Origin of the sequence: Rhizobium sp. Root1212 (assembly GCF_001424985.1) — a bacterium.
GTDB lineage: Bacteria > Pseudomonadota > Alphaproteobacteria > Rhizobiales > Rhizobiaceae > Pararhizobium.
The window spans coordinates 1,372,865-1,396,501 of the sequence record NZ_LMDA01000001.1; the positions used below are offsets into that span (position 1 = coordinate 1,372,865).

Genomic DNA, 23,637 nt, shown 5'->3' on the forward strand with positions numbered 1-23,637 from the left:
CTCGATCAGGTTGGATTGGATGGCCCGTAACTGGCGAGCCATCGTCCAAAAATCAAGAGGCAATTTCAGCGCGGCGGCTTACTCGCTATCGGCGGTGCGCAGTGTATCGAGGGCCGGCATCGAGGTGATGTTGTATCCGCTGTCGACATAGTGGATCTCGCCGGTCACGCCGCGCGACAGGTCGGAGAGCAGATAGAGCGCGGAATTGCCGACATCCTCGATGGTGACGGTGCGGCGCATCGGCGAGTTCTTCTGCTGCCAGGAGAGCATGGCGCGGGCATCCGAAATGCCGGCGCCAGCCAGCGTGCGGATCGGGCCGGCGGAGATCGCGTTGACGCGGATACCGGATGCACCGTAGTCGGACGCAAGATAGCGCACGGAGGCCTCAAGTGCTGCCTTGGCAACGCCCATGACATTGTAGTTCGGCATCACGCGCATCGAGCCGCCATAGGTCAGCGTGAGCATCGCGCCGCCATCGGTCATCAGCTCGGCGGCGCGCCGGGCGATTTCCGTGAAGGAGAAGCAGGAGATGACCATGGTGCGGCTGAAATTGTCGCGCGAGGTGTCGGCATAGAGGCCCTTCAGCTCGTTCTTGTCGGAAAATCCGATGGCATGCACGACGAAATCGAGCTTGCCCCATTTTTCCTTCAGCGCCGCGATGACGGCATCGACGGAGGCGATGTCCTCGACGTCGCAAGGCAGCAGGAAGTCGGAACCGGCTTCCGCCGCAAGCGGCTTGACCCGCTTGCCGAGCGCTTCACCCTGATAGGTGAAGGCCAGCTCGGCACCGGCGCCGGCCAGTGCCTTGGCGATGCCCCAGGCGATCGAGTGGTTGTTGGCGACGCCCATGATGAGGCCGCGTTTTCCTGCCATGATGCCGGTCATCGTCTTATCCGTTGTAGCGCTGGAACACGAGCGTCGCGTTGGTGCCGCCAAACCCGAAGGAGTTCGAAAGAACCGTGTCGATCTTGGCGTTGTCGATGCGCTTGCGCACGATCGGAACGCCCTCGAATTCCGGGTCGAGTTCGGTGATATGGGCGCTTTCGCCGATGAAGCCGGCCTGCATCATCAGGAGGCCGTAGATCGATTCCTGCACGCCTGCCGCGCCGAGCGAATGGCCGGTCAGCGACTTGGTCGACTGGATGTGGGGAATCTTCGAGCCGAAGACTTCGCGGATCGCGCCGATTTCCTTCGAGTCGCCCACCGGCGTCGAGGTGCCGTGGGTGTTGACGTAGTCGACTTCGCCGTTCACCGTCGCCAGTGCCTGACGCATGCAGCGGATGGCGCCCTCACCCGAAGGAGCGACCATGTCGTAACCGTCCGACGTCGCGCCGTAGCCGACGATTTCGGCATAAATCTTGGCGCCACGGGCCTTGGCGTGCTCCAGCTCTTCCAGAACCAGAACGCCGGCACCGCCGGCAATGACGAAGCCGTCGCGGGAGACGTCATAGGCGCGGGACGCCGTTGACGGCGTGTCGTTGTATTTGGAGGACATCGCGCCCATGGCGTCGAAGAGATTGGACATGGTCCAGTCGAGATCTTCGTGGCCGCCGGCGAACATAACGTCCTGCTTGCCCCACTGGATCATTTCCATGGCGTTGCCGATGCAGTGCGCCGAGGTGGAGCAGGCCGAGGAGATTGAATAGTTGACGCCGTGGATCTTGAACCAGGTGGCAAGCGTGGCGGACGCGGTCGACGACATCGCCTTCGGCACGGCGAACGGGCCGATGCGCTTGGGCGAGTTGTTCTTGATGGTGATTTCCGCGGCATCGATCAGCGTGCGAGTGGAAGGACCGCCCGAACCCATGATGATGCCGGTGCGCTCGTTTCCGCCGATGTCCTTGTCTTCAAGGCCCGAATCGGCGATCGCCTGCTTCATCGCCACGTGGTTCCAGGTGCCGCCCTGCGACAGGAAACGCGCAGCGCGGCGATCGACGAGTTCGGTCGTGTCGATGTTCGGCGCGCCCCAGACCTGGCACTTGAAGCCATGCTCGGCGAAATCGTTGGAAAACGAGATGCCGGACCTGGCATCGCGCAGCGACGCGGTGACTTCCTGCGCATCATTTCCGATCGAGGAAACGATTCCCAGACCCGTGACAACAACCCGTCTCATGTCGATGACCTCTTCTTTGATTTCGCTGCGATGTGGCCGCGGTTCAGGCAGCTTTTTCCTTGGACAGGCCGACGCGCAGGTCGGATGCCTGGTAAATGGTTTCGCCATCGGCCTTCAGCCAGCCGTCTGCGGTGCCGAGCACGAGGCGGCCGCGCATGACGCGCTTGAAGTCGATGCCGTATTCGAGGAGCTTGACGTTCGGGCGGACCATGCCCTTGAACTTCACTTCGCCGGTCGAAAGCGCCATGCCGCGACCTTCTTCGCCGAGCCAGCCGAGGAAGAAGCCGGTGAGCTGCCACATGCCGTCGAGGCCGAGACAGCCCGGCATGATCGGGTTGCCCTGGAAGTGGCAAGGGAAATACCAGTCGTCCGGCTTCACGTCGTATTCGGCGCGGATATAGCCCTTGTCATGGGCGCCGCCGGTTTCGGAAATGTCGGTGATGCGGTGAACCATCAGCATTGGCGGCAGCGGCAGCTGGGCATTGCCCGGACCAAACAGCTCGCCGCGGCCGCAGGCGAGGATTTCTTCATAGTTGAAGCTGGATTGTCTGGTCGTCATGGGCTTTCCGTTTCCCCGCTGCAAAAGGTTTTTCGTTGACTTTGTGTAGAGCAAGACGAAACGGATTTGAAGTAAAAGCAGTCGGCATCTCGCCGATGCTGCCCGGCTTCCCCCGGCCCCACACGTGTTCCATTGCCGCCGTCGCATACATGAAGGGGGGGGCGACAGCCAGAGTTAATTGCCCTTTGCCCCCAGAATCGGGCCGTTTTCATCGGCTCCAGACCTTCGAAGCCTCCGCTAACTATTGAAAGCCGGCAGGGTAAAAGTTATATCGGCAAGGAATATCCATTTCGCAATAGGCAAAAGGCTCCGGCTCCATCTTATGAAGACAGCATCGGAAATCGGTTCGGAAGACCGCCTGCGCCAGTATGGGCTGCGTCCGACGCGCCAGCGCATGGCGCTTGCCGAACTGATCTTCGCCAAGGGCGACCGTCACCTGACGGTCGAGGAACTGCATGAGGAGGCCGTGACGGCCGGCGTGCCGGTCTCGCTCGCTACCGTCTACAACACGCTGCATCAGTTCACTGAAGCCGGCATGATCCGGGTGCTGGCCGTGGAAAGCGCCAAAACCTATTTCGACACCAATGTTTCCGATCATCACCACTTCTTCATCGAAGGTGAGAATGAAGTGCTGGATATTCCGGTGAACAACATCTCGATCGGCAACCTGCCGGAGCCGCCCGCAGGCATGGAAATCGCCCATGTCGACGTGGTGATTCGCCTGCGCCCCAAGCGCTGAGCTTCTTTTCCTCTTTCAAAGAACATCATCCGGCTTGCGCGGCGGGCGCGGATCGCCGGTCGGCAGCGTCCAGCCGTATTTCAGGGCGCCGCCGCGCACGCAGAAGGCGCAGAGCACGCCGCATGCGGAGGCAGCCAGCAGCGGCGCACCAAAATAGCTGAGCGCGGTGAAGACGGTAGCGCCGGCCATGGCGGCGGTGACATAGATTTCCGGCCTCATCAGCACGGAAGGTTCGCCGGCCAGCAGATCGCGCAAGATCCCGCCGAAGGTTGCCGTCAGCATGCCCGTCACCAGCGCGACGATCGGCGAGCCGGTGGCGGCAAGCCCCTTTCCGGCCCCCATCACGCAATAGGCGGAAAGCCCGACCGCATCGAGCCAGACGAGCAGCCGATAGCGCGATTCCAACCGCCGTGCGAAAAAGAACACGATCAGGCCCACGCACCCGCACACGACGATATAGAGCGGATTTCTGATCCAGAAGACAGGGGTGGCTCCCAGCACCAGATCGCGCAGCGTGCCGCCGCCGATGCCGGTCACGGCGGCAAAAAAGACGTAGCCGATGATATCGAGATGTTTTCGCGAAGCGGCAAGCGCACCGGTCGCGGCAAAGACCGCGACACCGGCGTAATCGAGAAATTCAAGAATCGGCAAACGTCGTCCTCCGGCGGCAGATACCGATGTTTTGCCAGAGCCGGGTCAGCGGGGAAAGAGCGCGTGCGTGCGCCCGCCGATGTAATAGGCGAAAAGCCCGATCCATTCGCGCACAGCCGTCGTCGTCAGCTGGGCATTGAGCGACGGCTGGCTGAAATCGAACCAGAGATTGGCCTTGCCCGTCGTGCGATAATCGGTCGGCCAGGGGATGACGTCGATGCCGAGCTTGCGGAACAGCCCGACAGAGCGGGGCATGTGGAAGGCCGAAGTAACGAGCGCGCATTGCGACAGCTTCTCGTTTTCCAAGAGTTCGCGGGTATTGGCTGCATTCTCGAAGGTGGTGCGCGAGGCGCCTTCGCGGATCAGCCGCTCCGCCGGAATGCCGAAGGTGGTGAAGAAGGCTTCCGCCGCATGGGCATCGCCCTGATAGCTGCCGCTGAACGAGCCATCCCCGCCGGAAACGAGAATGCGGGCATTCGGATGCGCCTGCGCCAGCCGCAGACCCTCGACGAAACGGTCGGCCGCCTGGTTGAATTCGATGCCGCCGCGGCTTGCCATGACTTCGTTTTCGAAGGCGCCGCCCAGGATGATGATGCAGGACAGATCGGCCGGTAGCGCGGCGGGGCGGGGGAAACGATCCTCCAGCGTTTGCAGCATCACCGAACCCGCCGTGGTGAACAGCGTCACGAAGAGGATGACCGCGGCAAGCCCGGCAACGAACCCGCCGCGCATGCCGAAGCCGTTCAGCACCAGCGCGAGGAACAGGAGGATGAAAACCAGGGAAAGCGGCTGCGCCACCAGCCAGAACAGTTTGGAGACAAGAAACATCGAGATCAGCCGGTCATGCGAAGCTTTCGGTTGCCGCGACCCTAAAGCATGTTGCGCAAGGCTGTGAAGCGGTTTTGCACCGGCGGTAAAACAAAGCCCCCGAAACGATGCTCGCTTCGGGGGCTTGCTTTATGAACGGTGCTGCACCGCAGGGCTTAGCCGGCGGCCGCCGCGGGGGCTGCCGCCTTGCCGCGGCGCAGGTAGATAACACCAGCAGCCAGCAGCACACCGGCCGCAAGCACGGCGATGGCAATGATCGGCCGATAGGCGATCCAGGCGACGGCGATAACCAACGGCCCGAGAAGCACGGTCAGGATCAGCGCGATGGCCGAGGTGCCGAAGCTGACGATCGAGCCGACGAAGGGAATGACATCGGCGACGATGCCGAGGATCGACAGCATCATGGCAAAGCCGATGAACATGCCGAGCAAACCACCGGCACGCACCAGCCACGTGATCAGTGTATTCTCGCTCTGGGCGGTTTCGAACATGTCCGGCGCGCCGACGGTGCCGGCAGCGCTGAGGAACACGGTGCGGCCGTTGCTGGTCTTGAAATCGTCCGTCAGCGCATCCCCGCGCTGGGCGCCGACGAAGCTGGCGGTGGCGACATCCTGCCGCGTGAAATTGATCCTCAGATCGCCGATGGCCGGCGATTGCCGGTTTTGCGAGACATAGATCGTGGCGCCGTTTGCCCTGACCGGCAGATCGGTGCCGAGATTGGTGCTGATCCGGCCCAGCGCCGCGGCATCGACGGCAAGCGGCTTATCGGCACCGAGATCGGCAACAGCTTCACCATCGACCGTAAAGGCGCCAACGGTTGCGCTTTCAACCCAGAAACGCTCGCTCTCGACCGGCATCGACGGGTTTTCGTGGCTGCCGGCATCGCGGAAATCAGAGGAATCGATCGGCCGCGATTGCCATTCCTTGTGGTAGCTGTAGGTGGTGACCGTTTCCTCGCCGCCGCCGAGCGTCTTCTTGGTCTCGCTCTTCGTGTCTTCGACCCACTGGTACATCTCGACCTGACGCTTCAGGCCAACGGCGCCTTGCGCCTCGATGCCGAAGCTCTGGTCCTCGGGCACGCCCTGCGGCGTCACCGGCCCGGAAATATGGATGAGCTTGCCGTCATTGGCCGCATCGACCGCGCCGCTGTCGACCGAGACGACGACGCCTGCGCCTTCGACCAGCGCATTGTAGGTCTTGACCGAGCGGCCCTCGTTCCAGGACAGAAGCCAGATCATGCCCAGGCCCAGAAGCGGCCCGATCAGCAATCCGAGCAGACCGCTCTTTAGCCGTGAGAACCAGGATGTCGTCGTTGTTTCTGTAATGCTCATGACCGGCCCCCTGCGCCAAGCCTTTTCCCCGAGGGAAACGTTTCAAACCGTTGCCCTATTCTACATTCGATTTGACTAACGGAATTTCACCGAATTGGGCTCTTTGCCGCCCTTCGCGCAAAGAAAAGGGAGAGGCGATGAGACCACCTCTCCCCTCGTCTCTCCCGGAACGGCGCTGATCCGTTAACGCGTCCAGCGCATCGGATTGGCCGAGGCAACGCTGACGTAGCGGTAGCCGGTCTGGTTGCGCTTGACGATGGTCTGGCGCAGGTTGTCGAGCGCAAATTCGCCGGCATTGGTCTTGACCAGCAGCACGGCATGGCCCTCGCCGGCTGGCGTGCGGACGACGGCGATACGCAGAGCGCCCGACGGAATGCCGGCACGGATGAGGCGGCTGCGCTTGGTGACGGCATAGTCATCGCAGTCGCCGGAGGTCGGGTTCAACGACCAGACGTCGCGGCTTTCGCGCACCGGGCGGATGCTGCGGTTGACCGAACGATTGACCGAGGCGAGCAGATTGCGGACTTTGGCGGTGTAGGCCACCTGCGACTGGCTGGAGGGGCGGCACTCTTCGAGATGCTTGAGGCAATAGAGCGAGAAGGCAATCGGGACCGTAGCCTGGCGGCCGATCTTGACGTTACGGCTCTGGCCCATGAAGGCGTTGGCCGAAGACATGCTGGAGGCGCCGAGCGCGGCGATGGTTGCGATCGCGATGATTGCTTTCTTGAACATGTTCTTTTCCCTGTCCGTCAGCCTTCTGTCCAAGGCTTCTTTTTGTTGAACCGAGTTCATCTCGGGTCAGGGGGAGGAGCATCATGCCGCCGAAGGAAACCATTTCCCTGGTCCGCCTGTATCACCACGATACAAAAGGGGCTTTTCGGTGCGCTTAAATCGATCGGTACAATTTTATGCAAATGACGATTGCCAGGCTGTCCCCCTTGAACGCCAGGCCTTTCGTGCTTCCAGCCTGGCCGGGAAGGCCCGAAGACCGCTCCTGTAAGAATTTGAAACAATGCCGATATTTACCGGCGCAAACGGACGTTTACCGGTTGCCAACCACGTTTCGCGCACCGACGCGAAAACCGGTCTGAAAATGAAAAAACTCCCCGGAAACCGGGGAGTTCAGGCAATTTTTGAGTTTTGTCGCAGGTCGTGACTATTCGGTGTAATAGCCGGAGTAGCTGTAGTTACCCGACATCTTCGCACGGTCCTGCTGGTTGAGCAGGGTGACGATGCCGGCATGCGGGTTGCGATTTTCCTTGAGCGCATTGACCGAGTGCTTGGCGCTCGATTGCGGCGTGCTCGCCCACTTGATCACGAACACGATCATATCGGCATGACGGGCGAGATAGAGCCCGTCGACGACCGGCTCGACCGGCGGCGTGTCGAGCACGATATAATCGAAATGCTTGCGGGCACTGGCGAGGATGCGGCCCATCTTCTCGCTCATGACCAACTCGTCCGTGGCGATATCGCTGCGGCGTCCGCCAAGAAGCACGGTGAGATTGGTCATCGGGTCGCGCATGATCAGCGAGGTCAGCGTCGCCGAGTTTCGGTCCTGGCGCAGATAGTCGATGAAGTCGTGGTTCGGTTCGAGGTTCAGGTGACGGTTGATGCTCGGCTTGCGCAGATCGCAATCGATCAGCAGCGTGCGTTTGCCGGTCAGGGCGTAGGCGCGCGCGAGAGAAAGCGCCATGGTCGATTTGCCTTCGGAGGGAAGCGACGAGGAGACCATGATGATCTGGCCCTCATCGCCGTCGCCGCGCGCCGAGGCCGGACGTTTCCGCTCCTGCTGGTCGAGCGTCAGGCGCAGCCGCCGGACGGATTCGGCAAACAGCGACAGCGGCGCCGTCACCATCAGGTCGGACAGGCTGGAGTTCGGCGAGGACGCCTTGTTGCTCTCATCGGCAGTGGACTGGCGCGGCGCGATAGCCGAGAGCGGCAGCTTCAGCACGGTCTCGATCTGGTTTTCATCGACGAAGCCGCCGATGAAATACTCACGCAGGATCGCGAGGCCAAGGCCAAGGCCGATCGCAACCAGCAGGGCCAGCGAGATGATCAGCATCTTGTTCGGGAACGACGGCGAATTCGGCACCATCGCAGCCGAGGCGACGCGGCTGTCCGGCAATTGCAGGGTCGACTGGGCGTCGAGATCCTGAACGCGCTTCAGGAGGTTCTGGTACTGGGCGCGGGCGTTTTCGGCCGATTGCTGCAGGCCAAGGAATTCGGTCAGCACTTCCGGCGGAAGATCGCCCTGCAGGACGGTCGTGCGGATCTGGTTGCGCACGTCGTTTGCCCGGTCCTGATAGGAACCGAGCGACTTCTGCAGGCCGCTGATTTCGTGTGTTGCGGTCTGGGCCAGTTGATCGTCGAGCTTTGCCAGTTCCGCCTTGAGGTTGATCGCTTCCGTGCTGCCGTCGGCGGCCCGCGACATCTGCGACGCCAGGGTTTCGCGCTGTTCCTGAAGCTTCTTCAGCGCATCCGTGCCCAACTCGCTGACGAGGGAGGCAAAATCCTGCGTCTGCAGCGATTTCTGGATCGTGTCGATACGGCCGGCTTCGGCCATACGCTGCGCATTGATCTGGTCGAGCTGTGTCCTCAAGGCCTTCAGCCCGACGGAATTCGACTGTTCCAGCCGGTCCATGTTTTCGTTGATGTAGGAATCGAATCGCTTCTCGTTTTCGACGATGGCGGCGCTTGCCGAGGGCACGCGGTTCTGGATCGCATTGCGCGCCGCAAGCGTCGAGGCGACCTTGGCACCGATCTGCGCCTCGATGTAGGTGTCGGCAATCGAGTTGGCGAGCTTGGCCGCCTTGGCCGGATCGATCGACACCACGCTGACGTTGATCAGATAGGTCAGGCCCGAACGATTGACGGTGACGGCCTTCTGGAATTTGTCCAGAACCATCGCAACCGCCTCATCCGGGGTCGGCGCGGGCGGCAGCGGCACGTGTAGCCACGACAAGACCCGGTCCTTGAGCGAGACCTTGATGCCGAATTCGTCGTCGCTGACGAGGTTGTTGTCTCTGATCACATCGAGCAGGATGCGGTTGGACTTGAGGATGCCCACCTCGCTTTCCACGCGTGCGTTGTCAGCGCTCGGATTGGCCAGAACATTGGTCGCGTCTAGAACATTCTTCTGGCTTGTATCGACCAGAATGAGCGCCGTCGCAGTATATTTTGGCGTAAGCGAATATGTGAGGATAATCGTGACGACAAGGATGGCGGCAATTGTACTTAGAATAAGCCACATCTGACGGCGAATTATTCCAAGTATGCCCTTGAGGTCGATTTCTGCATCCATAATATGGAAACCATTATTTTGGCGGATCATGCCGCGATGAATAAATACGTAATTTTATCTCAGGCACAAAATATGCCGTCTATTATCGCGACAAGTCTTAGCAGATAACCGTTTTGCTACAATTGCGAAATTGCAACATCATTAACTGCACTGAAGAAGTGCAGGCTTTTCATTGCGGGAAAGACGGACAGCCGAGAGTTTCCCCGACATATAGGCGCCGGTGTCGATGTTGATGCGACCGCCGACGATCTCGACATCGGTAACGGGCGTGTGGCCGTGCACGACGATGAAGTCGCGCTGCGGCGCCGGTTCGCCGCTAGCGCGCGGACGTAGCCACAACAGCGCCGCATCTTCCTGTTCGCTCAGCGGCTGGTTTTCCCGTATGCCGGCATGCACGAAGCAATAGCCGGGCACGCTCACCAACGAGGGCAACCGCTCGAGGAATTCGATATGCTCCTGGGGAATGTAGCTCAGCAGCGTATTGCGGAGCGCCTGTCGATTGCTCGGCAGCTTGTGGATGCCGTAGGAGTGGAGCGTTTCCAGACCGCCGAAATCGAGCCAGCGATGGTCGGCGGCGGGATTTTCGAGAAAGTCGAGCATGATCTCCTCGTGGTTTCCCGCCAGGCAGATGCGCGTAAAGCCCTCTGGCGCGCGCGCCGTCAGTCGATCGAGCACAGAGGCGGTTTTCGGGCCGCGGTCGACATAATCGCCGAGCATGACCAGCCATTTGGTCCCCTGACGCTGCCGGGCATCCTCGATGATCCGGTCTTCGAGCGCGGCCAGCAGGTCGTCGCAGCCGTGAACGTCGCCGATAGCATAGATGTGATCCGGGCCTTCATCGAAAAAGCGTTTCGGCCGCTCGGCGGCGTGAACCGGTTCCTTGTGGCTGCGCCGCAAGAAGCCAAACAAGCTGGCGATCATGGATTTTCCTCCCGGGCCGCAGTTCGGACTTCGAAGCTGCGCGCGCAGGCGACGGCAAGCAACGCGACGAAGACGAACGTGACTGCCTCGATCTCGAGACTGAAATCGACCAGCGAGTGTACGGCCCCGGTCACGATCGCGCCGATACCGCAGCGGATCAAGGCATCCTGACCGACAAGCATGCGGTGGGTGGACAATAGCTGAAAGAATAGGAAGCCGATGAGAAGAATAGGCAGACTGCCGAAGACAAGCCCGTAATCGCTCCAAAGCGCGAGGTAGGTCGAATGCGTCTTGCTCCAGACGAGATCGACGCTGACGGGCGGCTGGTGGAACAGGAGAAAGACATATTCGAAACTGTCGCCGCCATAGCCGAGCAGCGGCCGCAGGCCGATCATGTCGATCACCTGCGCATAGAGCTGCTGGCGGATAGCCGCATCGTCTCCCGCCCGCCCCAGCCGCTCGGTAAATGTCGCGCCATAGGTGATGACGGCAAAGACGATTGCCGCGAGAAGAAGCGCGACGAGGGGCCAGGCGCGAAAACCGGTGAGCCGCTTGGACAAGGCAAGCCCGAGCGACATCGCCATGCCGCAGATCGCGGCAAAGGCGCCCATCCGCGAATTCGTCGCAATCAGCGCCACCAGCAGGATAAGCAGTCCGACGCCGATGAAAACCGTGTCGCGGCCGATCCGGGTCGGACGCCCGGTTTTTATCATCGAGGCGGCGCCGTTTCCAGGAAGGAGGAAATTCAGACCGATGACGCATCCCATCGCGAGAAAAGTCGCAAAGGAATTCCGGTTGATGAAACCGCCGAGCGCATCGCCGAAATACTTCCATTTCGGAATGCCGAGGATCGTATCTCCGAATTGCAGAAGAAAGAGCAGGGCAATGATCGCATGAAGAACGATGCTCCAGAAAAGTATCTTGAGGAACAGCCGGGCACGCTGCTGGTTGGCGGTGGCCTGAAGCACGAGGAAAAACAGAAGGCCGTAGGTCGCCCAGCGCATGGCCGCAAGCAGGGTATCGTTCGGCGCCAGGCTGATCGCGCCGCTGCCGAACTCGAAGACGCCTTGCGTCCCGGCCGGCATCACCGGCGCAAGGCTTCCCAGCGGGATGATCTGAACGAGCATGTAAAGCCCGAGGGCCGCAAACAGGGTCAGGGATACCGGCATGCTTCTCGGCGAAATACGGAACTGCGCATCGACGATGGCCATGCGCGCGAAGACATAGGTGCCGCAACCGAACAGGATCGTGCTCCACAATGTCCAGAATGCGGGCTTGGTGCTGCCGAAGGCAAAGGGCGCCAGAAACAGCACCAGCAGGATCGGCCAGATGATCTGGTTGTTGAGGGCGTTTCGCGCCGAGTGGAAGCGGGCCGATGGCTTCATGTCAGATCTTGTTTCCCTCTGCCGGCGGGGCGGCGTTTCTTATCTCCTGCATCGCCTTTTTGACGTTCCCGACGAACAGACGTTGCCGCTCTGCCGGCAGCTTCTCAACGACCGTGGTGATGCGGGCGCGGAAATTTGGGTCCGACACATAGCGGCGCGCAATCACCTTCACGCCTCGATAGCTGCTCGCCATAAGGGCCAGATCAGTTTCATGCGTGGTCTTGGTGGCGTCGTCCGTGCGGCCATAGAAATTCTCGGCCAGCTCGATGCGCTCGCGTGCAATCCACTGCTCATTCGGACCGGTCTTCTGGGAGTTGCGCAGGGCCGCGTTGAACTCCTCGACCTTGACGAGCCGGATGGACGACGCGGCCCGAACGAGCCATGCGAAGGAATCGCTGGGAGTTCTTTCGACGACTTCAGCGGCGCGCAGGCGGCATTTGTCGACCACATTGCGGGCCGGCTCATAGAGCAACTGCAGGTCGGTATAGCCGAGCACGATCCTGAAGCAGCTCTTCATGACCATTTCCCGCGAATAGGAGGACAGGCCGACGCCGAAATCCTCGGAAGCATAGGCTTCCGCATTGGCGGCCTCTTCGACAGGCAGCGCCAGAAACGGAGACAGCTCCTTCGACAAAGCATAGGCGCTTGCAAGCATTGCCAGAAGACAAACGGCAGCAATCGACATGTACGAGCGTCTCATCAAAGCTTTCTTTCAAACCGCACATTTGCGGGCCGTATCCTCGAGCGAAACCGCCCTTCACGCACGCCTCTTCCCCGGTGCGCAGGCGACAGGGCGTATATATCCGGAAAAGTTTAAGCAAGATATCAGACGTGATACCCGGTGCGTTTATTTCCAAAGAGCCGAATTATTCGCGGATAGACTGTGCGGGCACATGCGAGTTTCCTGGCCGCATCATGAAATATCAGAAGGCATATTCGAAAAGACGGCGGCACCGGACGGCAAGTGGCGGAAGGCCACAAAAAAACGCCCTCACAGGGAGGGCGTCTTCTTCTAGAATTTCGACAAGAGCAGCCGAATCAGCTGGCGTCGTCGTCGCCGAAGTTATCGCCGCGGGTCGCGCCGTCATAACCGCCGTTGCCGCCCGTGCCCGGATCGGCAATCGCTGCGGTTGCGGTCTGCGGCTGGCCGGTACGGATGGCGACTTCGATGTTTGCGCAAACCGAAGCGGCTTCCGGATTGGAAATCAAAGTGCACGAGTTGGCGGCATAGGACGCCATCTGGGTGGACATGCCGGTGTTGCCGGCAGATGCGTTGGCAATGGCGGCAACGAGATCGCTTGCTGCGGTATCACGCTGCGCACCAGCCGGAAGCGACTGAACCGCAGCGATAGCGGCCTGGATCGAGCTGTCGCATGCAGCGCCGCTGCAACCCGAGATCGCGCCGATTGCGGAATTGGCTTCGCCAAGCGTTGCGGCATTTGCTGATGCGGATGCGCCGACAATCGCGAGCGCGGCAATGAAGAAAGTCTTCTTAAACATAATCAAACCTCTCAAAACGCGAAAGACTCCTGGAAATGCCTGACGCAATTAAAACTATAATAACCACACTAGAATCTTCTTGTCGGCGCTGTCAATAAGCTTTCCCGTTGAAATGCTTGACATGCAAGGCCTGTAGCTCGTTTACCACTGTAGCGACAGTGTATCCGAACGGTGCATTCGTAAAGCACAAGTTACGCTAAGGGTAAACAGGAATCTCGGTGCCGTTTCCATTGGAATCAAACGGCCGGTGCGCTCAATATCCGAGCCCGCGCTTCTCCCGCTCCAGCGACAAAGGCAGTTGCGGCGAGCGGAATTCTGGGCCGCCCTTGCGGCTGCAACTGTTCAGGACGTTGTAACGCTGTCCGTTGGTCGGTTCGGTGCCCTCGCGCCGCTCTAGTATCTGCTCGCAGACTACGTCGCTCGGCGCATTCAGCGGTTCCTGCGGCTCGACACCCGGCAGATCGGTAAAGAACTGGGCGAGTTCGACCGGCCCGGCGCGGCCGACATCAGCAAGCGTCGGCAAGGGAGCAAGCAGCGCCAGCCCCGCCATCATGGAAATCGTGGTCTTCGATATCTGCATTCCGGTCCACCGATTTACCGAGACATCCCACCGCCGTCGCAGACGGTATCGCCTGCCCGCGACATGCGCTATAGCCAGTCGTCTCTCGAGAGTGAAGTGGGGATTTCCATGGCGAATACAATACGGGTTCACGAGGGCGACATCGCAGCGGAAGACACCGCGCGCTATACTGGCGCCATCGCCATCGATACCGAAACGCTGGGGCTGATCCCGCGCCGGGACCGCCTGTGCGTCGTCCAGCTCTCGTCGGGCGATGGGACGGCCGATGTAATCCGGATCGCGGCCGGCCAGAGGCAAGCGCCCAATCTCGTCGCGATGCTTACCGATCCCGCTCGCCAGAAGATCTTCCATTACGGCCGCTTCGATATCGCGGTTCTGTTCCACACCTTCGGCGTGACCACGACGCCGGTGTTCTGCACCAAGATCGCCTCTCGCCTGACGCGCACCTATACCGACCGGCACGGCCTCAAGGACAATCTCAAGGAAATGCTGGAGGTCGATATCTCCAAGCAGCAGCAATCCTCGGACTGGGCGGCGGAAAAGCTTTCGCAGGCGCAGCTCGAATATGCCGCCTCGGATGTGCTCTACCTGCATGCCCTGCGCGACAAGCTGACGGCGCGGCTTTTGCGCGACGGGCGGATGGAGCATGCGGACGCCTGCTTCGCATTCCTGCCGACCCGCGCCAAGCTCGACCTGCTCGGTTGGGAGGAAACCGATATCTTCGCCCATAGCTGAGGGTTAAGGCCGAGTTAACGGTTGCTGCCTATCATCGTCTGCATCTTTGACGGCAACGGACCTTTTCCATGATTTTGCCTCCGACCCAGCAAGGCGCAAGCACGATCGTCACCTCGCTCGTGCAGTCGGTCATCGACGACGTCGAAAAGCGCCGGCAGGAGGAAGAGGACAAGCTGAAGGGCACGAAGGACGAGGAAAAAATCCTCAAGGCCCGTGTTGCCGCCGACGAATCGGCGCGAGCCGCCAATGCCCGAATCAGCGAACATTTCTTCGGCGCGCAGAAGCGCGATGAAAATCCGATGGCGACGCTGATGGCGCGCTTTGCCTCCGCCATGGGCCTGGCGCGGGATGCCGGCGAAAGCGACATGGATTTCGGCACGCGTCTTGAAGACAGCCTCGTGCTCTCCAGCATGATCGGCAAGAAGGAGGCGCTTGCCGCCAATCCCGAGGTGACGCTGGCGCGCTTCAAGGTTTCCGCCGAGGATATCGCCGGTGTAATCAACGGCACGGCGGACAATCCGAGCGCCATGGCGGAAACGCTGGCGCGCTTTGCGGTGCGTGGCGGCGTCGTGCAGGGCACTGATGAGAGTGACGACGACTACAGCCGCCGCCTGGGCACCGCCCTAGCCCTCGATCGCCGCAGCCTGCCGGAAACGACCGACACACTGGAAAAGAAGACCGGCCTTGCCGATCTCGGCATCACCGCCCAGGAGATGATCGCCGCGATCAAGCGGCCCCATGGCGAGGAAGCGCAGAAAATCAAGGCGATCCTCGACGACAAGGCTGCCGACGAGAAGATGGCGAGCGCCGACATACGCAAGGTGCTGCAGCGCCTCGACGATGTCGCCGATCCGAAAAGCCTCGAAGAGCTGAAGCTGGAGCGGTTGAACAGCGACCCGACCGAGATCGAGGATACCGAGACCCGCAAGGAACGGGAAGCGGATATCGCCGCCCGCGAAAACACGGAAAAGCTCGAAGACGTCAAGGAAAGCCGCGAAGCCATCGGCGACGTCACCGAAGAGACGATGAAAACGGGCGATGCCGGCCAAACGGACAGCAAGGTCAACGTTGCCCTCGCGCTCGAAACCATTCAGGTCGTGGCCGCAAGCGGCGAGATCGCCGAAACCGTTGCGGATGCGGAAAAGTCGGGTGACGCAGCACCTTCGGGCGTGGCGGCCCAGGAAGAACCGGAACCCGGAACGCCGGAGGCGGAGATGCAGCAGGCGGTGCTTCTGGCAAGGGCAGGCCAGCAAAGCGATGCCGACCGCCAGGATGCGGAGCAGGATATCCTCGCCGTCAACGTGGATGAAAACGGCATTTACGCCATTCTGCTGTTGCGCAAGGAGCTGGAAGCGGCCTGATCGCTTAACGCACCTTTGCGGGCCGAACGATCCCCAGCCGCGCGACAACCTCCTTTGGAATACCGTAGCGCTGGACCGCATCGCGATTGGAGCGCAGGCCGCAGATTTCCCGTTGGATGAAGAAGGCCCAGACCGTATCGGCGGCGTCGTTCAGAAGCTCCTCGCGCTTTTCCGGCGGCGTCTGTGCATCGATTGCCGACAGGGCCTCGATCGCCTTTTCCACCTTCAGGCCATGGCGCCCGAGCGAATCCGCCCGCTCGGCCATCAGCTCGTATTCGAGCAGGTTCAGCCCGGTATCGCGGGAAAAGGACGGGGCAAGAGCCTGGGGCAGACGGACGGTCACTGGAAACTCCCGTTTGGGCGCAGCTTCAAACATGGCGTTTTGTGCGGATGATCGCAAGTCCGGCTGTTGGCATCCCCTCAGCGGGCGCGTTCGCGCACCTCGGCAAAGCTCCAGTCCTTCAGCAGCCGGCCGTTTTCCCAGACGGGAACGAGCAAGTTGCGGCGGTCGCCGAGATCGTCGAAGCGGACCGCCTCCGGTCCCGCAGGCGTGCTCACCACGGCCTGCCGGCCTGCCTTGGAGGCTTTCACGTTCATGGTCGCCGGGCGCTTGAAGAGATCGTGCCAGCGGCCGGTCTCGTCCTGACGGGCATTGGCCTTCATGGCGAAGGAATAGGTGTCGCGGTTGACCTTCTGCAGGATCGCCGATCCCATCGCGAAGGCGATGTTTTCGGACGAGAAGCCGAAACCTTCGAGGCGGCCGAGAATCTGGTTCATGTCTGCGGTGGAAAGCCCGTCGCCCTGCAGCACCCGCACCGAAGGATGCAGCACCTTGAAGCCCTTGCCGTTGAGGCTGGAACCGAAATGATAGTCGAGCTGGCGCACCACATGCACCGGCGTTTCGATCGGATCGCCGCTGTCCGGGCGGATGATTACCCGTCCGCCGCTCGCCTTCACCTTTTCGACAAGCTCCCTGCCCCAGATTTCCGAGACGGCATAGTTGATGTCGAAGCTGTCGGAGACGACGGACACGCTGCCCCCGGCGGCAAAGCGATCGACCATATTGGCAAAGGCGCGCGGTTCGCCCTCCACGCCCCAGGCGATCATGGTCGAATGCTCGGAGGCCGGAATCGAAAGACCGGCCATCGCCGCATCGTAATAGCGGCGCGCATTGAGCACGCCGGCCATGTTGTCGGTTGCGCGAAAGTGCAGAAGATGGGCAGCGCCGCCGAGCCCCGCCTGCTCCAGCGAAGTCGCCCCGCGGGCGCCGAAATCATGCAGGCTGAAGGGCAGCACCGCATCGGGATTGTCGGCGGTCTTTTCCAGCATCGGCTGCAGCAGCCGCTTCAGCTTGCGCACCTGGCTGGCGACGGTCGAGGGATACCAGACGGCCCGGAGCAGCGCGGTCTCGATATGCGAGGTCAGCCAGAAGCTTGCGGGATCGGTATTGACCACCTGAACCATCGGCACGCCGCGGCGCAGCACGCTGCCTTCCGGCAGGGCCTCGATCCTGAGCGGCAAATAGCCGCCGAAACGGTCGACGATTTGCATCCAGCCGTCGCGGTTGAAGGGCTGGCCGTGGGCGGTGACGATCGCCTCGGCCTCCTCGATATGCGCCCGCGTCACCGGCCGGCCGAGATATTCCTTGAGGAACATCTGCAGGCCGAAGAACACCACATCCGGCTCCCCTTGCTGGCCGCGGGCCTCGATATAGGCGGAGATGGCCGCGGTTGCCGGCGGATATTGCAGGAAGTGGCCGAACTTGTAGCTGTCGGTGTTGAGGATCGGGTTGCCGAGGTCCATTGCGCCGCTTTCGGATGCAAAGATGAAGGTGCCCCGAGATGTACGCGAGGCCTCCCGGAGCGGCAAGCAAGAAAGCGGTATCGGCGGTTTCGCCTTCGCATCCGCAACATGATTAACAATCCATCAATATATTCGTCATACTTTGATAACCGAAATGCAAGCCGCGCTTGGCGCGGTCGAGGTGCCGCAGTTTGCCGAGGGTGATGCTTTCGGGCCTGCGCATGACGCGCTCAGTTTCTCGTCCCGATGATGTCCCCCGGCTTGTCTGATGGTAGCCGACGCGCGGCGATGCGTAAATTGGCCGGGGCAACCCGGACCCGAAACACCAGCGGACGGAGATTGCGATGCTGACGCCCATTCTCACAGTCAAGACCGCGACGCCGTCCGCCCATGTGCTGGCGCCCGAAGCCGTGCTGCCGAAGGAAAAGGTGCCGGTGCTGCCGATCACCCTCTCCGGCCGCCAGTCGGAAGCCGCGTTGCGTATCCTCGAAACGATCAACAAGCAGCTTCTCGGCAGCGAGACCTTGCCGAAGGAGGCGCTGGTGCGCCTGCTCGATACGCTGGCGCGCCTCCTGAAGCTGCCGCCGCTGCCGCAGGAAAGCCTGCTTGCGCTCAGCAAGCGGATCGCCGCGGCCATCGAAGCCCTGCCGCCGGCCGCCCGGCTCGCGCTCGAAAAGCAGCTCGGCCAGCGCAATCTGCTGCTTTCCGCCCGCATCCTCGCCGAGGTCGTCAAGCCGCCGCTGCCGGAGGTGCCCGCCCGTTTCGATACTCCCCAGCAACGGCTTCCCAATGGACAGCCAGTGCCGATTCGCCCATTGCCGGAACAGGCCGCCAGCCGCCCTCTGGACGAGATGAGGCAGCCACAACAGCAGCAGCGCCCGCCGGAATTGCCGCAACGCCCCGCCGCCACAATCCTTGTCGGCGGCAATTTCGATCCCTCTGCGTTGCAAGCCGCGCTGAGAAGCGCCTTCAGCGCGGAGGAAGATTCTACGATCGGCGATACCGGTATCGACGACATCGAGGAGATCGTTGCCGAAACTGTCGATGGAGCTGAAACGGAGCATGCCGAACACGCGCCGGCTGCCGCCGCGCGCCAACCCGCTGGAGAAGCCCTCCCGACACTGCGTTCCATCGCGCGCTTTCTCGCAGACGATACGCTTGCCCTCTCCAAGGTCGAGGCAATCGCCGTCGGCACGGTCGATCCGGAAATCCGCGAGGCGTTGGAGCACGCGCTCGAAGCCGATGCACCGCTGGAACTACCGTTTCCCGAAGCGGAAGAACCGGAGCAGCTCTCGAACCCCGCCGCCCAGCTCCAGATGGAAGAAGCCGATGACGAGGTGCAGCCGCAGCAGACCAAGGCGCAGGCCGCAGAAACCAATGCTGCCGGCCCTGCGAAGACGGCCGTGCCGGAGGATATCGACGACGAACCGACATCGGCGCCAGCTTTGCAGGATGAGGTCCCAGCAGGCGACGAAGGCATCGACCAACCCACATTCCGCACGGAAACACCCATCACCGACCGTTCGGCTCGCCTGATTGCCGATGCGCTGAAGGTTCTGGTCGAGGCGGGATTGGCGCTCACGACCGAAGAACTCGACACGCCGGCCGAATCACTGTTCGCGCTGGCCGCGGTCGAGGATATCGAAGCCATTCTCGACGAGCAGGTTGCCTTCCGCAGCGCTGATCCTCGGGCGGAGAAGGTCGTGCCAGCGGACCGGCCGGAACAAGAGTTCATGTCCGAGCCGGACGATCTCGAAACCGGCTCAACTCCGCGTGAGGCACTGCGCAATGCAGCTCATCAAGCCGAGGAACGGCCGCGCGAGCCGCTGCCGCAGCGCCTGCCCGAGACTTTCCTGCCCCGCGAAGTCCCGGCCTTCATCGCCATTCCCTATCCGCCGGCAAAGACCGGCATCGGCAGCGTGTCGCTGGAGGAGGAAGAGGAACCGCAATCCTTCGGTCGCGACGAGGATGACCGATCCGAGCAGGACGAGCAGCAGGACGAAGCAGGCAGGGAAAAAGCCGACGACGACGGCGAAGGCGGCGCGGAAGCCGAGCCCTCTGCCGATGCCTATGAACTCTACCGCCGTCTCGGCGGCATCGCCTGAACCCCACCATCCCGGCAACAAAAAAGCCCGCGGAAATCACTTTCCGCGGGCTTCTTCATGTCGTGGTCTAAGGCTTATTCGCCAGCGCGGTTCTTCAGAGCTGCGCCGAGGATGTCGCCGAGGGAAGCGCCCGAGTCGGACGAACCGAACTGTGCGACGGCTTCCTTCTCTTCAGCGATTTCCAGAGCCTTGATCGAAAGCATGACCTTGCGATCCTTCTTGGAGAAGTTGGTGACGCGGGCGTCGACAACCTGACCAACGGAGAAACGCTCCGGACGCTGCTCGTCGCGGTCACGCGACAGATCGGCACGGCGGATGAACGAGGTGATGTCTTCGTGGTTGACGAGCTTCACTTCGATGCCACCGTCGTTGACGGCGATGACTTCGCACGAAACGACAGCGTTCTTGCGCAGGTCGCCGGAAGCGGCGGCTTCACCGACCGAATCCTTGCCGAGCTGCTTGATGCCGAGCGAGATGCGCTCCTTGTCGACGTCCACATCGAGAACGACAGCCTTGACGACGTCGCCCTTGTTGAACTCTTCGATGACCTGTTCGCCCGGACGGTTCCAGTCGAGGTCGGAGAGGTGCACCATGCCGTCAACGTCGCCGTCGAGACCGATGAACAGGCCGAATTCGGTCTTGTTCTTGACTTCGCCTTCAACTTCCGTGCCAGCCGGATGGCTGTGCGCGAAGGCCTGCCACGGGTTCTCGAGCGTCTGCTTGAGGCCGAGCGAGATGCGGCGCTTGGTCGGGTCGACTTCGAGAACGACAACGTCGACTTCCTGCGTCGTGGACAGGATCTTGCCGGGATGTACGTTCTTCTTGGTCCAGGACATTTCGGAGATGTGGATCAGGCCTTCGATGCCCGGCTCCAGCTCTACGAATGCACCGTAGTCGGTGATGTTGGTGACGGTACCGGAGATCTTCTTGCCGACCGGGTACTTGGCACCGATGCCATCCCACGGATCGGACTCGAGCTGCTTCATGCCGAGCGAGATGCGGTGGGTTTCCTGGTTGATGCGGATGATCTGAACCTTGACCTGCTGGCCGATGGACAGGATTTCCGACGGATGGTTGACGCGGCGCCAGGCCATGTCGGTGACGTGCAGCAGGCCGTCGATGCCGCCGAGGTCAACGAACGCACCGTAATCGGTGATGTTCTTGACGACGCCGTCAACAACCTGGCCTTCTTCGAGGTTCTGAACGATTTCAGAACGCTGCTCGGCGCGGGACTCTTCCAGAACCGTACGACGCGAAACAACGATGTTGCCGCGACGCTTGTCCATCTTGAGGATTTCGAAGGGCTGCGGGTTGTGCATCAGCGGGGTCACGTCGCGGATCGGACGGATATCGACCTGCGAACGCGGAAGGAAGGCAACAGCGCCGTCCAGATCGACGGTGAAACCACCCTTGACCTGGTTGAAGATAACGCCTTCGACGCGCTCGCCGGCTTCGAACTTGACTTCGAGACGAATCCAGCTTTCCTCGCGGCGAGCCTTCTCGCGCGACAGGACAGCTTCGCCGAGAGCGTTTTCGATGCGCTCGACATAGACTTCGACTTCGTCGCCGACCTTCAGCGTGCCGTCCTTGGCCTTGGCGCCGAATTCCTTGAGCGCGATGCGGCCTTCGACCTTGAGACCGACGTCAACGATCGCGACGTCCTTCTCGATGGCGGTCACGATACCCTTGGTAACGTAGCCTTCGGCAAGATCCTGCGTGGCAAAGGATTCCTGCAGCAGCGCGGCGAAATCGTCGCGGGTGGGATTGGCTTGAGACATGAATACTCCTGATGTGCCGTATCGGGCACAGGCGCCGGTGGTTGGTGTTGATCAGGTCCGAAATCCATCCGCTCCATCAGTTAAGGAGCAAATCCGGCGCGGGGACGGTCTTTCGGACTATTTCTTCAATGCAGCGTCGATCAGAGCCTTCGCCGCCAAGAATGCGGCCTCTATACTCATTTCGGACGTATCAAGCAAGTGCGCGTCTTCGGCGGGTCGAAGCGGGCTGTCGGCCCGGCCCATATCCCGTTCGTCGCGCTTCCTGATATCTGCCAGAACCGATAGATAGTCGGCCGGAATGCCGTTTCCAACCATCTCGTCGAAACGGCGGCGGGCACGCACATCCGCGGACGCCGTCACATAAAGCTTCACCGGCGCACCGGGGCAGACGACGGTGCCGATATCGCGGCCGTCGAGCACCGCGCCGGGCTTGCGGGCGGCAAAGGCGCGCTGCGCTTCCACCAGAGCGCGGCGCACCGACGGCATGACGGCGATCTTGGAGGCCGCTTCGCCAATCTCATGGGCGGACAGCACGCTGCGGTCGAGGCCGGCAAGCTCGACTTCCAGCGCCATTTTCTCGGCGACCGGCTCGTTGTCGAGCGGCAGGCCGGCATCGAGCAGCGCCTTTGCGGTGGCGCGATAGGTCAGGCCCGTGTCGAGATGATGGAAGCCAAATTCCGTGGCGATCCGGCGCGAAAGCGTTCCCTTGCCTGCGGCTGCGGGTCCGTCGATGGCGATAATCATGGGCATGTCCTTAGCGTTCCGAGGGCCGCGGAGAGATGTTTGCGCGGCCGATGTTTCCTCCTGTTAGCGGAAAACGGGGTGGAAGGCCAAGCCGGCGAGCGAGCGCCGTCGATATCTCGACGGGCGCGGCTTGACTTTTTGGCTTCAAAAGCCACCTCTCATGGCCGCGACCCACGGAAAGTTAGGCTTTGACAGACAAAGCCAAGACGATTATGGGGACCGGCTAATTCATTTCATCGTCAACGCCGGTTTTCCGGCAGATGCCGGCTCTTCCGGCTACTCAAGAGGCTTTGACCGTGGCAAAAGCGGAACTTGGAACCAAGCGCATCGATCCGGAAACGGGCCGTAAGTTTTACGATCTGAACAAGGACCCGATCGTTTCTCCCTATACCGGAAAGTCCTATCCGCTGTCCTTCTTCGAAGAGACCTCGGTCGCCAAGGTCATGGAAAAGGCCGAGGAAGAGGATGTTCAGGAAGTCGATACCGAGAACACCGAAGTCGAACTGGTCTCGCTGGAAGAGGCCGACGAAGGCAATAGCGGCGACGACATTCCGGACATGGGCGATGACGACGTCGAGATCGAAGGCGACGACGACGACACCTTCCTGGAAGAAGACGAAGACGACGATGACGACGGCCTGTCCGACCTGATCGGCGTTTCCGACGACGACGACGAAGTCTGAGTTTTAAAAAAGCCCCGCAAGCCGATCGGTTCTGCGGGGCTTCTTTTAAGCCTTTCATAAGGCTTGCAATTGGCTCCCGCGTGATTTTCGCGAGGCCGCTGGCGGGGCAGACAGAGAAAATTGCACCTGCTCTGATTTTTCGGCTTGCCATCTGCGAAAAGCGCAAGTAATAAGCCGCCACTGACCGGGACGAAGCGCCCGGACAGACTTCCCGGACCGGCCTCGCCGGAACCCGATATGGGGCTATAGCTCAGCTGGGAGAGCGCTTGCATGGCATGCAAGAGGTCAGCGGTTCGATCCCGCTTAGCTCCACCAAACCTCCAAAGTTTTTATATTATTTAGTTAAATCAAGCCGATATGCAGAACAACCTCATTGTTTTCCATGTCAGATGGAATACGAATCCCTCGATCCTGGGTTCCGCATGGCTCGTGTGCGAAAGTTGCGTTGTGCTCCTGCAAGCGCCCGTGTACCTCTGCGCGTAACGGAACAATTGCGTCCTGCGGCTGGGCTGCGGGG

General features: G+C 61.2%; 22 protein-coding genes and 1 tRNA gene. 6 read left to right on the forward strand and 17 right to left on the reverse strand.

Going from position 1 to position 23,637, the window contains the following annotated elements; genetic code table 11:
* Positions 1-78: 78 nt before the first annotated feature.
* The 3 genes from fabI to fabA are packed head-to-tail and all read right to left on the reverse strand — an operon-like array spanning position 79 to position 2,672.
* Complete coding sequence (fabI, locus tag ASC86_RS06520; RefSeq protein ID WP_056317720.1) at positions 79-885, reverse strand: enoyl-ACP reductase FabI; 807 nt, start codon at positions 883-885, stop codon at positions 79-81.
* A 4-nt stretch (positions 886-889) separates the two neighbouring features.
* Positions 890-2,113, reverse strand: coding sequence for a beta-ketoacyl-ACP synthase I (gene fabB / locus ASC86_RS06525; protein WP_056317723.1), 1,224 nt, complete (start codon positions 2,111-2,113; stop codon positions 890-892).
* Between the two features lie 43 nt (positions 2,114-2,156).
* Entirely contained in the window at positions 2,157-2,672 is a 516-nt protein-coding gene (gene fabA, locus ASC86_RS06530) for a 3-hydroxyacyl-[acyl-carrier-protein] dehydratase FabA (protein WP_056317726.1), read from the reverse strand.
* Between the two features lie 322 nt (positions 2,673-2,994).
* Here fabA and irrA point away from each other — a divergent pair, with 322 nt between their 5' ends.
* Entirely contained in the window at positions 2,995-3,411 is a 417-nt protein-coding gene (gene irrA / locus ASC86_RS06535; RefSeq protein WP_056317728.1) for an iron response transcriptional regulator IrrA, read from the forward strand.
* Positions 3,412-3,426: 15 nt separating this feature from the next.
* On the opposite strand, the gene ASC86_RS06540 is transcribed toward irrA, so the two are convergent.
* From ASC86_RS06540 to ASC86_RS06590, 10 genes are all read right to left on the reverse strand, one after another.
* A complete protein-coding gene (locus tag ASC86_RS06540) occupies positions 3,427-4,062 on the reverse strand; it encodes a trimeric intracellular cation channel family protein (protein WP_056317731.1) in 636 nt (211 codons plus the stop codon).
* Between the two features lie 45 nt (positions 4,063-4,107).
* Entirely contained in the window at positions 4,108-4,890 is a 783-nt protein-coding gene (locus tag ASC86_RS06545; RefSeq protein WP_056317734.1) for a YdcF family protein, read from the reverse strand.
* Positions 4,891-5,045: 155 nt separating this feature from the next.
* Positions 5,046-6,221 (reverse strand): TMEM43 family protein, encoded by a 1,176-nt coding sequence (locus tag ASC86_RS06550; protein WP_056317735.1) that lies wholly within the window; start codon positions 6,219-6,221, stop codon positions 5,046-5,048.
* 183 nt (positions 6,222-6,404) lie between these two features.
* Positions 6,405-6,953: a transglutaminase-like cysteine peptidase gene (locus tag ASC86_RS06555; RefSeq protein ID WP_056317738.1), complete on the reverse strand. Its 549-nt coding sequence runs from the start codon at positions 6,951-6,953 to the stop codon at positions 6,405-6,407.
* Between the two features lie 424 nt (positions 6,954-7,377).
* A complete protein-coding gene (locus tag ASC86_RS06560) occupies positions 7,378-9,555 on the reverse strand; it encodes a Wzz/FepE/Etk N-terminal domain-containing protein (protein WP_056317741.1) in 2,178 nt (725 codons plus the stop codon).
* 111 nt (positions 9,556-9,666) lie between these two features.
* Positions 9,667-10,446 carry a metallophosphoesterase gene (locus ASC86_RS06565; RefSeq protein ID WP_056317744.1) on the reverse strand — a complete coding sequence of 260 codons (780 nt, stop codon included), beginning with the start codon at positions 10,444-10,446 and terminating at the stop codon, positions 9,667-9,669.
* Positions 10,443-11,831, reverse strand: a complete 1,389-nt coding sequence (locus tag ASC86_RS06570) for an O-antigen ligase family protein (RefSeq protein WP_056317746.1) — start codon at positions 11,829-11,831, stop codon at positions 10,443-10,445. The genes ASC86_RS06565 and ASC86_RS06570 overlap by 4 nt, the downstream gene beginning before the upstream one ends.
* A 1-nt stretch (position 11,832) precedes the next feature.
* Complete coding sequence (locus tag ASC86_RS06575; protein ID WP_056317748.1) at positions 11,833-12,516, reverse strand: hypothetical protein; 684 nt, start codon at positions 12,514-12,516, stop codon at positions 11,833-11,835.
* Positions 12,517-12,869: 353 nt separating this feature from the next.
* Positions 12,870-13,331, reverse strand: coding sequence for a hypothetical protein (locus ASC86_RS06585; RefSeq protein ID WP_056317754.1), 462 nt, complete (start codon positions 13,329-13,331; stop codon positions 12,870-12,872).
* Positions 13,332-13,584: 253 nt separating this feature from the next.
* Complete coding sequence (locus ASC86_RS06590; protein WP_056317757.1) at positions 13,585-13,911, reverse strand: hypothetical protein; 327 nt, start codon at positions 13,909-13,911, stop codon at positions 13,585-13,587.
* Positions 13,912-14,019: 108 nt separating this feature from the next.
* Between ASC86_RS06590 and ASC86_RS06595 the strand changes: the two genes are divergently transcribed.
* A complete protein-coding gene (locus ASC86_RS06595) occupies positions 14,020-14,646 on the forward strand; it encodes a ribonuclease D (RefSeq protein WP_056317760.1) in 627 nt (208 codons plus the stop codon).
* 68 nt (positions 14,647-14,714) lie between these two features.
* Complete coding sequence (locus ASC86_RS06600; RefSeq protein WP_056317763.1) at positions 14,715-16,007, forward strand: hypothetical protein; 1,293 nt, start codon at positions 14,715-14,717, stop codon at positions 16,005-16,007.
* Positions 16,008-16,011: 4 nt separating this feature from the next.
* Here ASC86_RS06600 and ASC86_RS06605 read toward each other — a convergent pair whose 3' ends face one another.
* The gene (locus ASC86_RS06605; protein WP_056317765.1) at positions 16,012-16,350 is read right to left on the reverse strand and encodes a DUF6665 family protein; all 339 of its coding nucleotides are present in this window, start codon (positions 16,348-16,350) and stop codon (positions 16,012-16,014) included.
* A gap of 77 nt (positions 16,351-16,427) precedes the next feature.
* The gene (locus tag ASC86_RS06610) at positions 16,428-17,810 is read right to left on the reverse strand and encodes a nicotinate phosphoribosyltransferase (protein WP_056317768.1); all 1,383 of its coding nucleotides are present in this window, start codon (positions 17,808-17,810) and stop codon (positions 16,428-16,430) included.
* Positions 17,811-18,154: 344 nt separating this feature from the next.
* On the opposite strand from ASC86_RS06610, the gene ASC86_RS06615 reads away from it, so the two are divergent.
* Positions 18,155-19,915 carry a hypothetical protein gene (locus tag ASC86_RS06615; RefSeq protein ID WP_056317771.1) on the forward strand — a complete coding sequence of 587 codons (1,761 nt, stop codon included), beginning with the start codon at positions 18,155-18,157 and terminating at the stop codon, positions 19,913-19,915.
* Between the two features lie 74 nt (positions 19,916-19,989).
* Here ASC86_RS06615 and rpsA read toward each other — a convergent pair whose 3' ends face one another.
* Together rpsA and cmk are read right to left on the reverse strand one after the other, a co-directional pair.
* A complete protein-coding gene (gene rpsA / locus ASC86_RS06620; protein ID WP_056317772.1) occupies positions 19,990-21,693 on the reverse strand; it encodes a 30S ribosomal protein S1 in 1,704 nt (567 codons plus the stop codon).
* Between the two features lie 117 nt (positions 21,694-21,810).
* Positions 21,811-22,443 (reverse strand): (d)CMP kinase, encoded by a 633-nt coding sequence (gene cmk, locus ASC86_RS06625; RefSeq protein ID WP_056317775.1) that lies wholly within the window; start codon positions 22,441-22,443, stop codon positions 21,811-21,813.
* A 290-nt stretch (positions 22,444-22,733) separates the two neighbouring features.
* On the opposite strand from cmk, the gene ASC86_RS06630 reads away from it, so the two are divergent.
* On the forward strand, positions 22,734-23,120 hold the full coding sequence (locus ASC86_RS06630) for a TIGR02300 family protein (RefSeq protein WP_056318370.1): 387 nt from the start codon (positions 22,734-22,736) through the stop codon (positions 23,118-23,120).
* Between the two features lie 239 nt (positions 23,121-23,359).
* Positions 23,360-23,435 (forward strand) — tRNA-Ala (locus tag ASC86_RS06635).
* Positions 23,436-23,637: the final 202 nt, after the last annotated feature.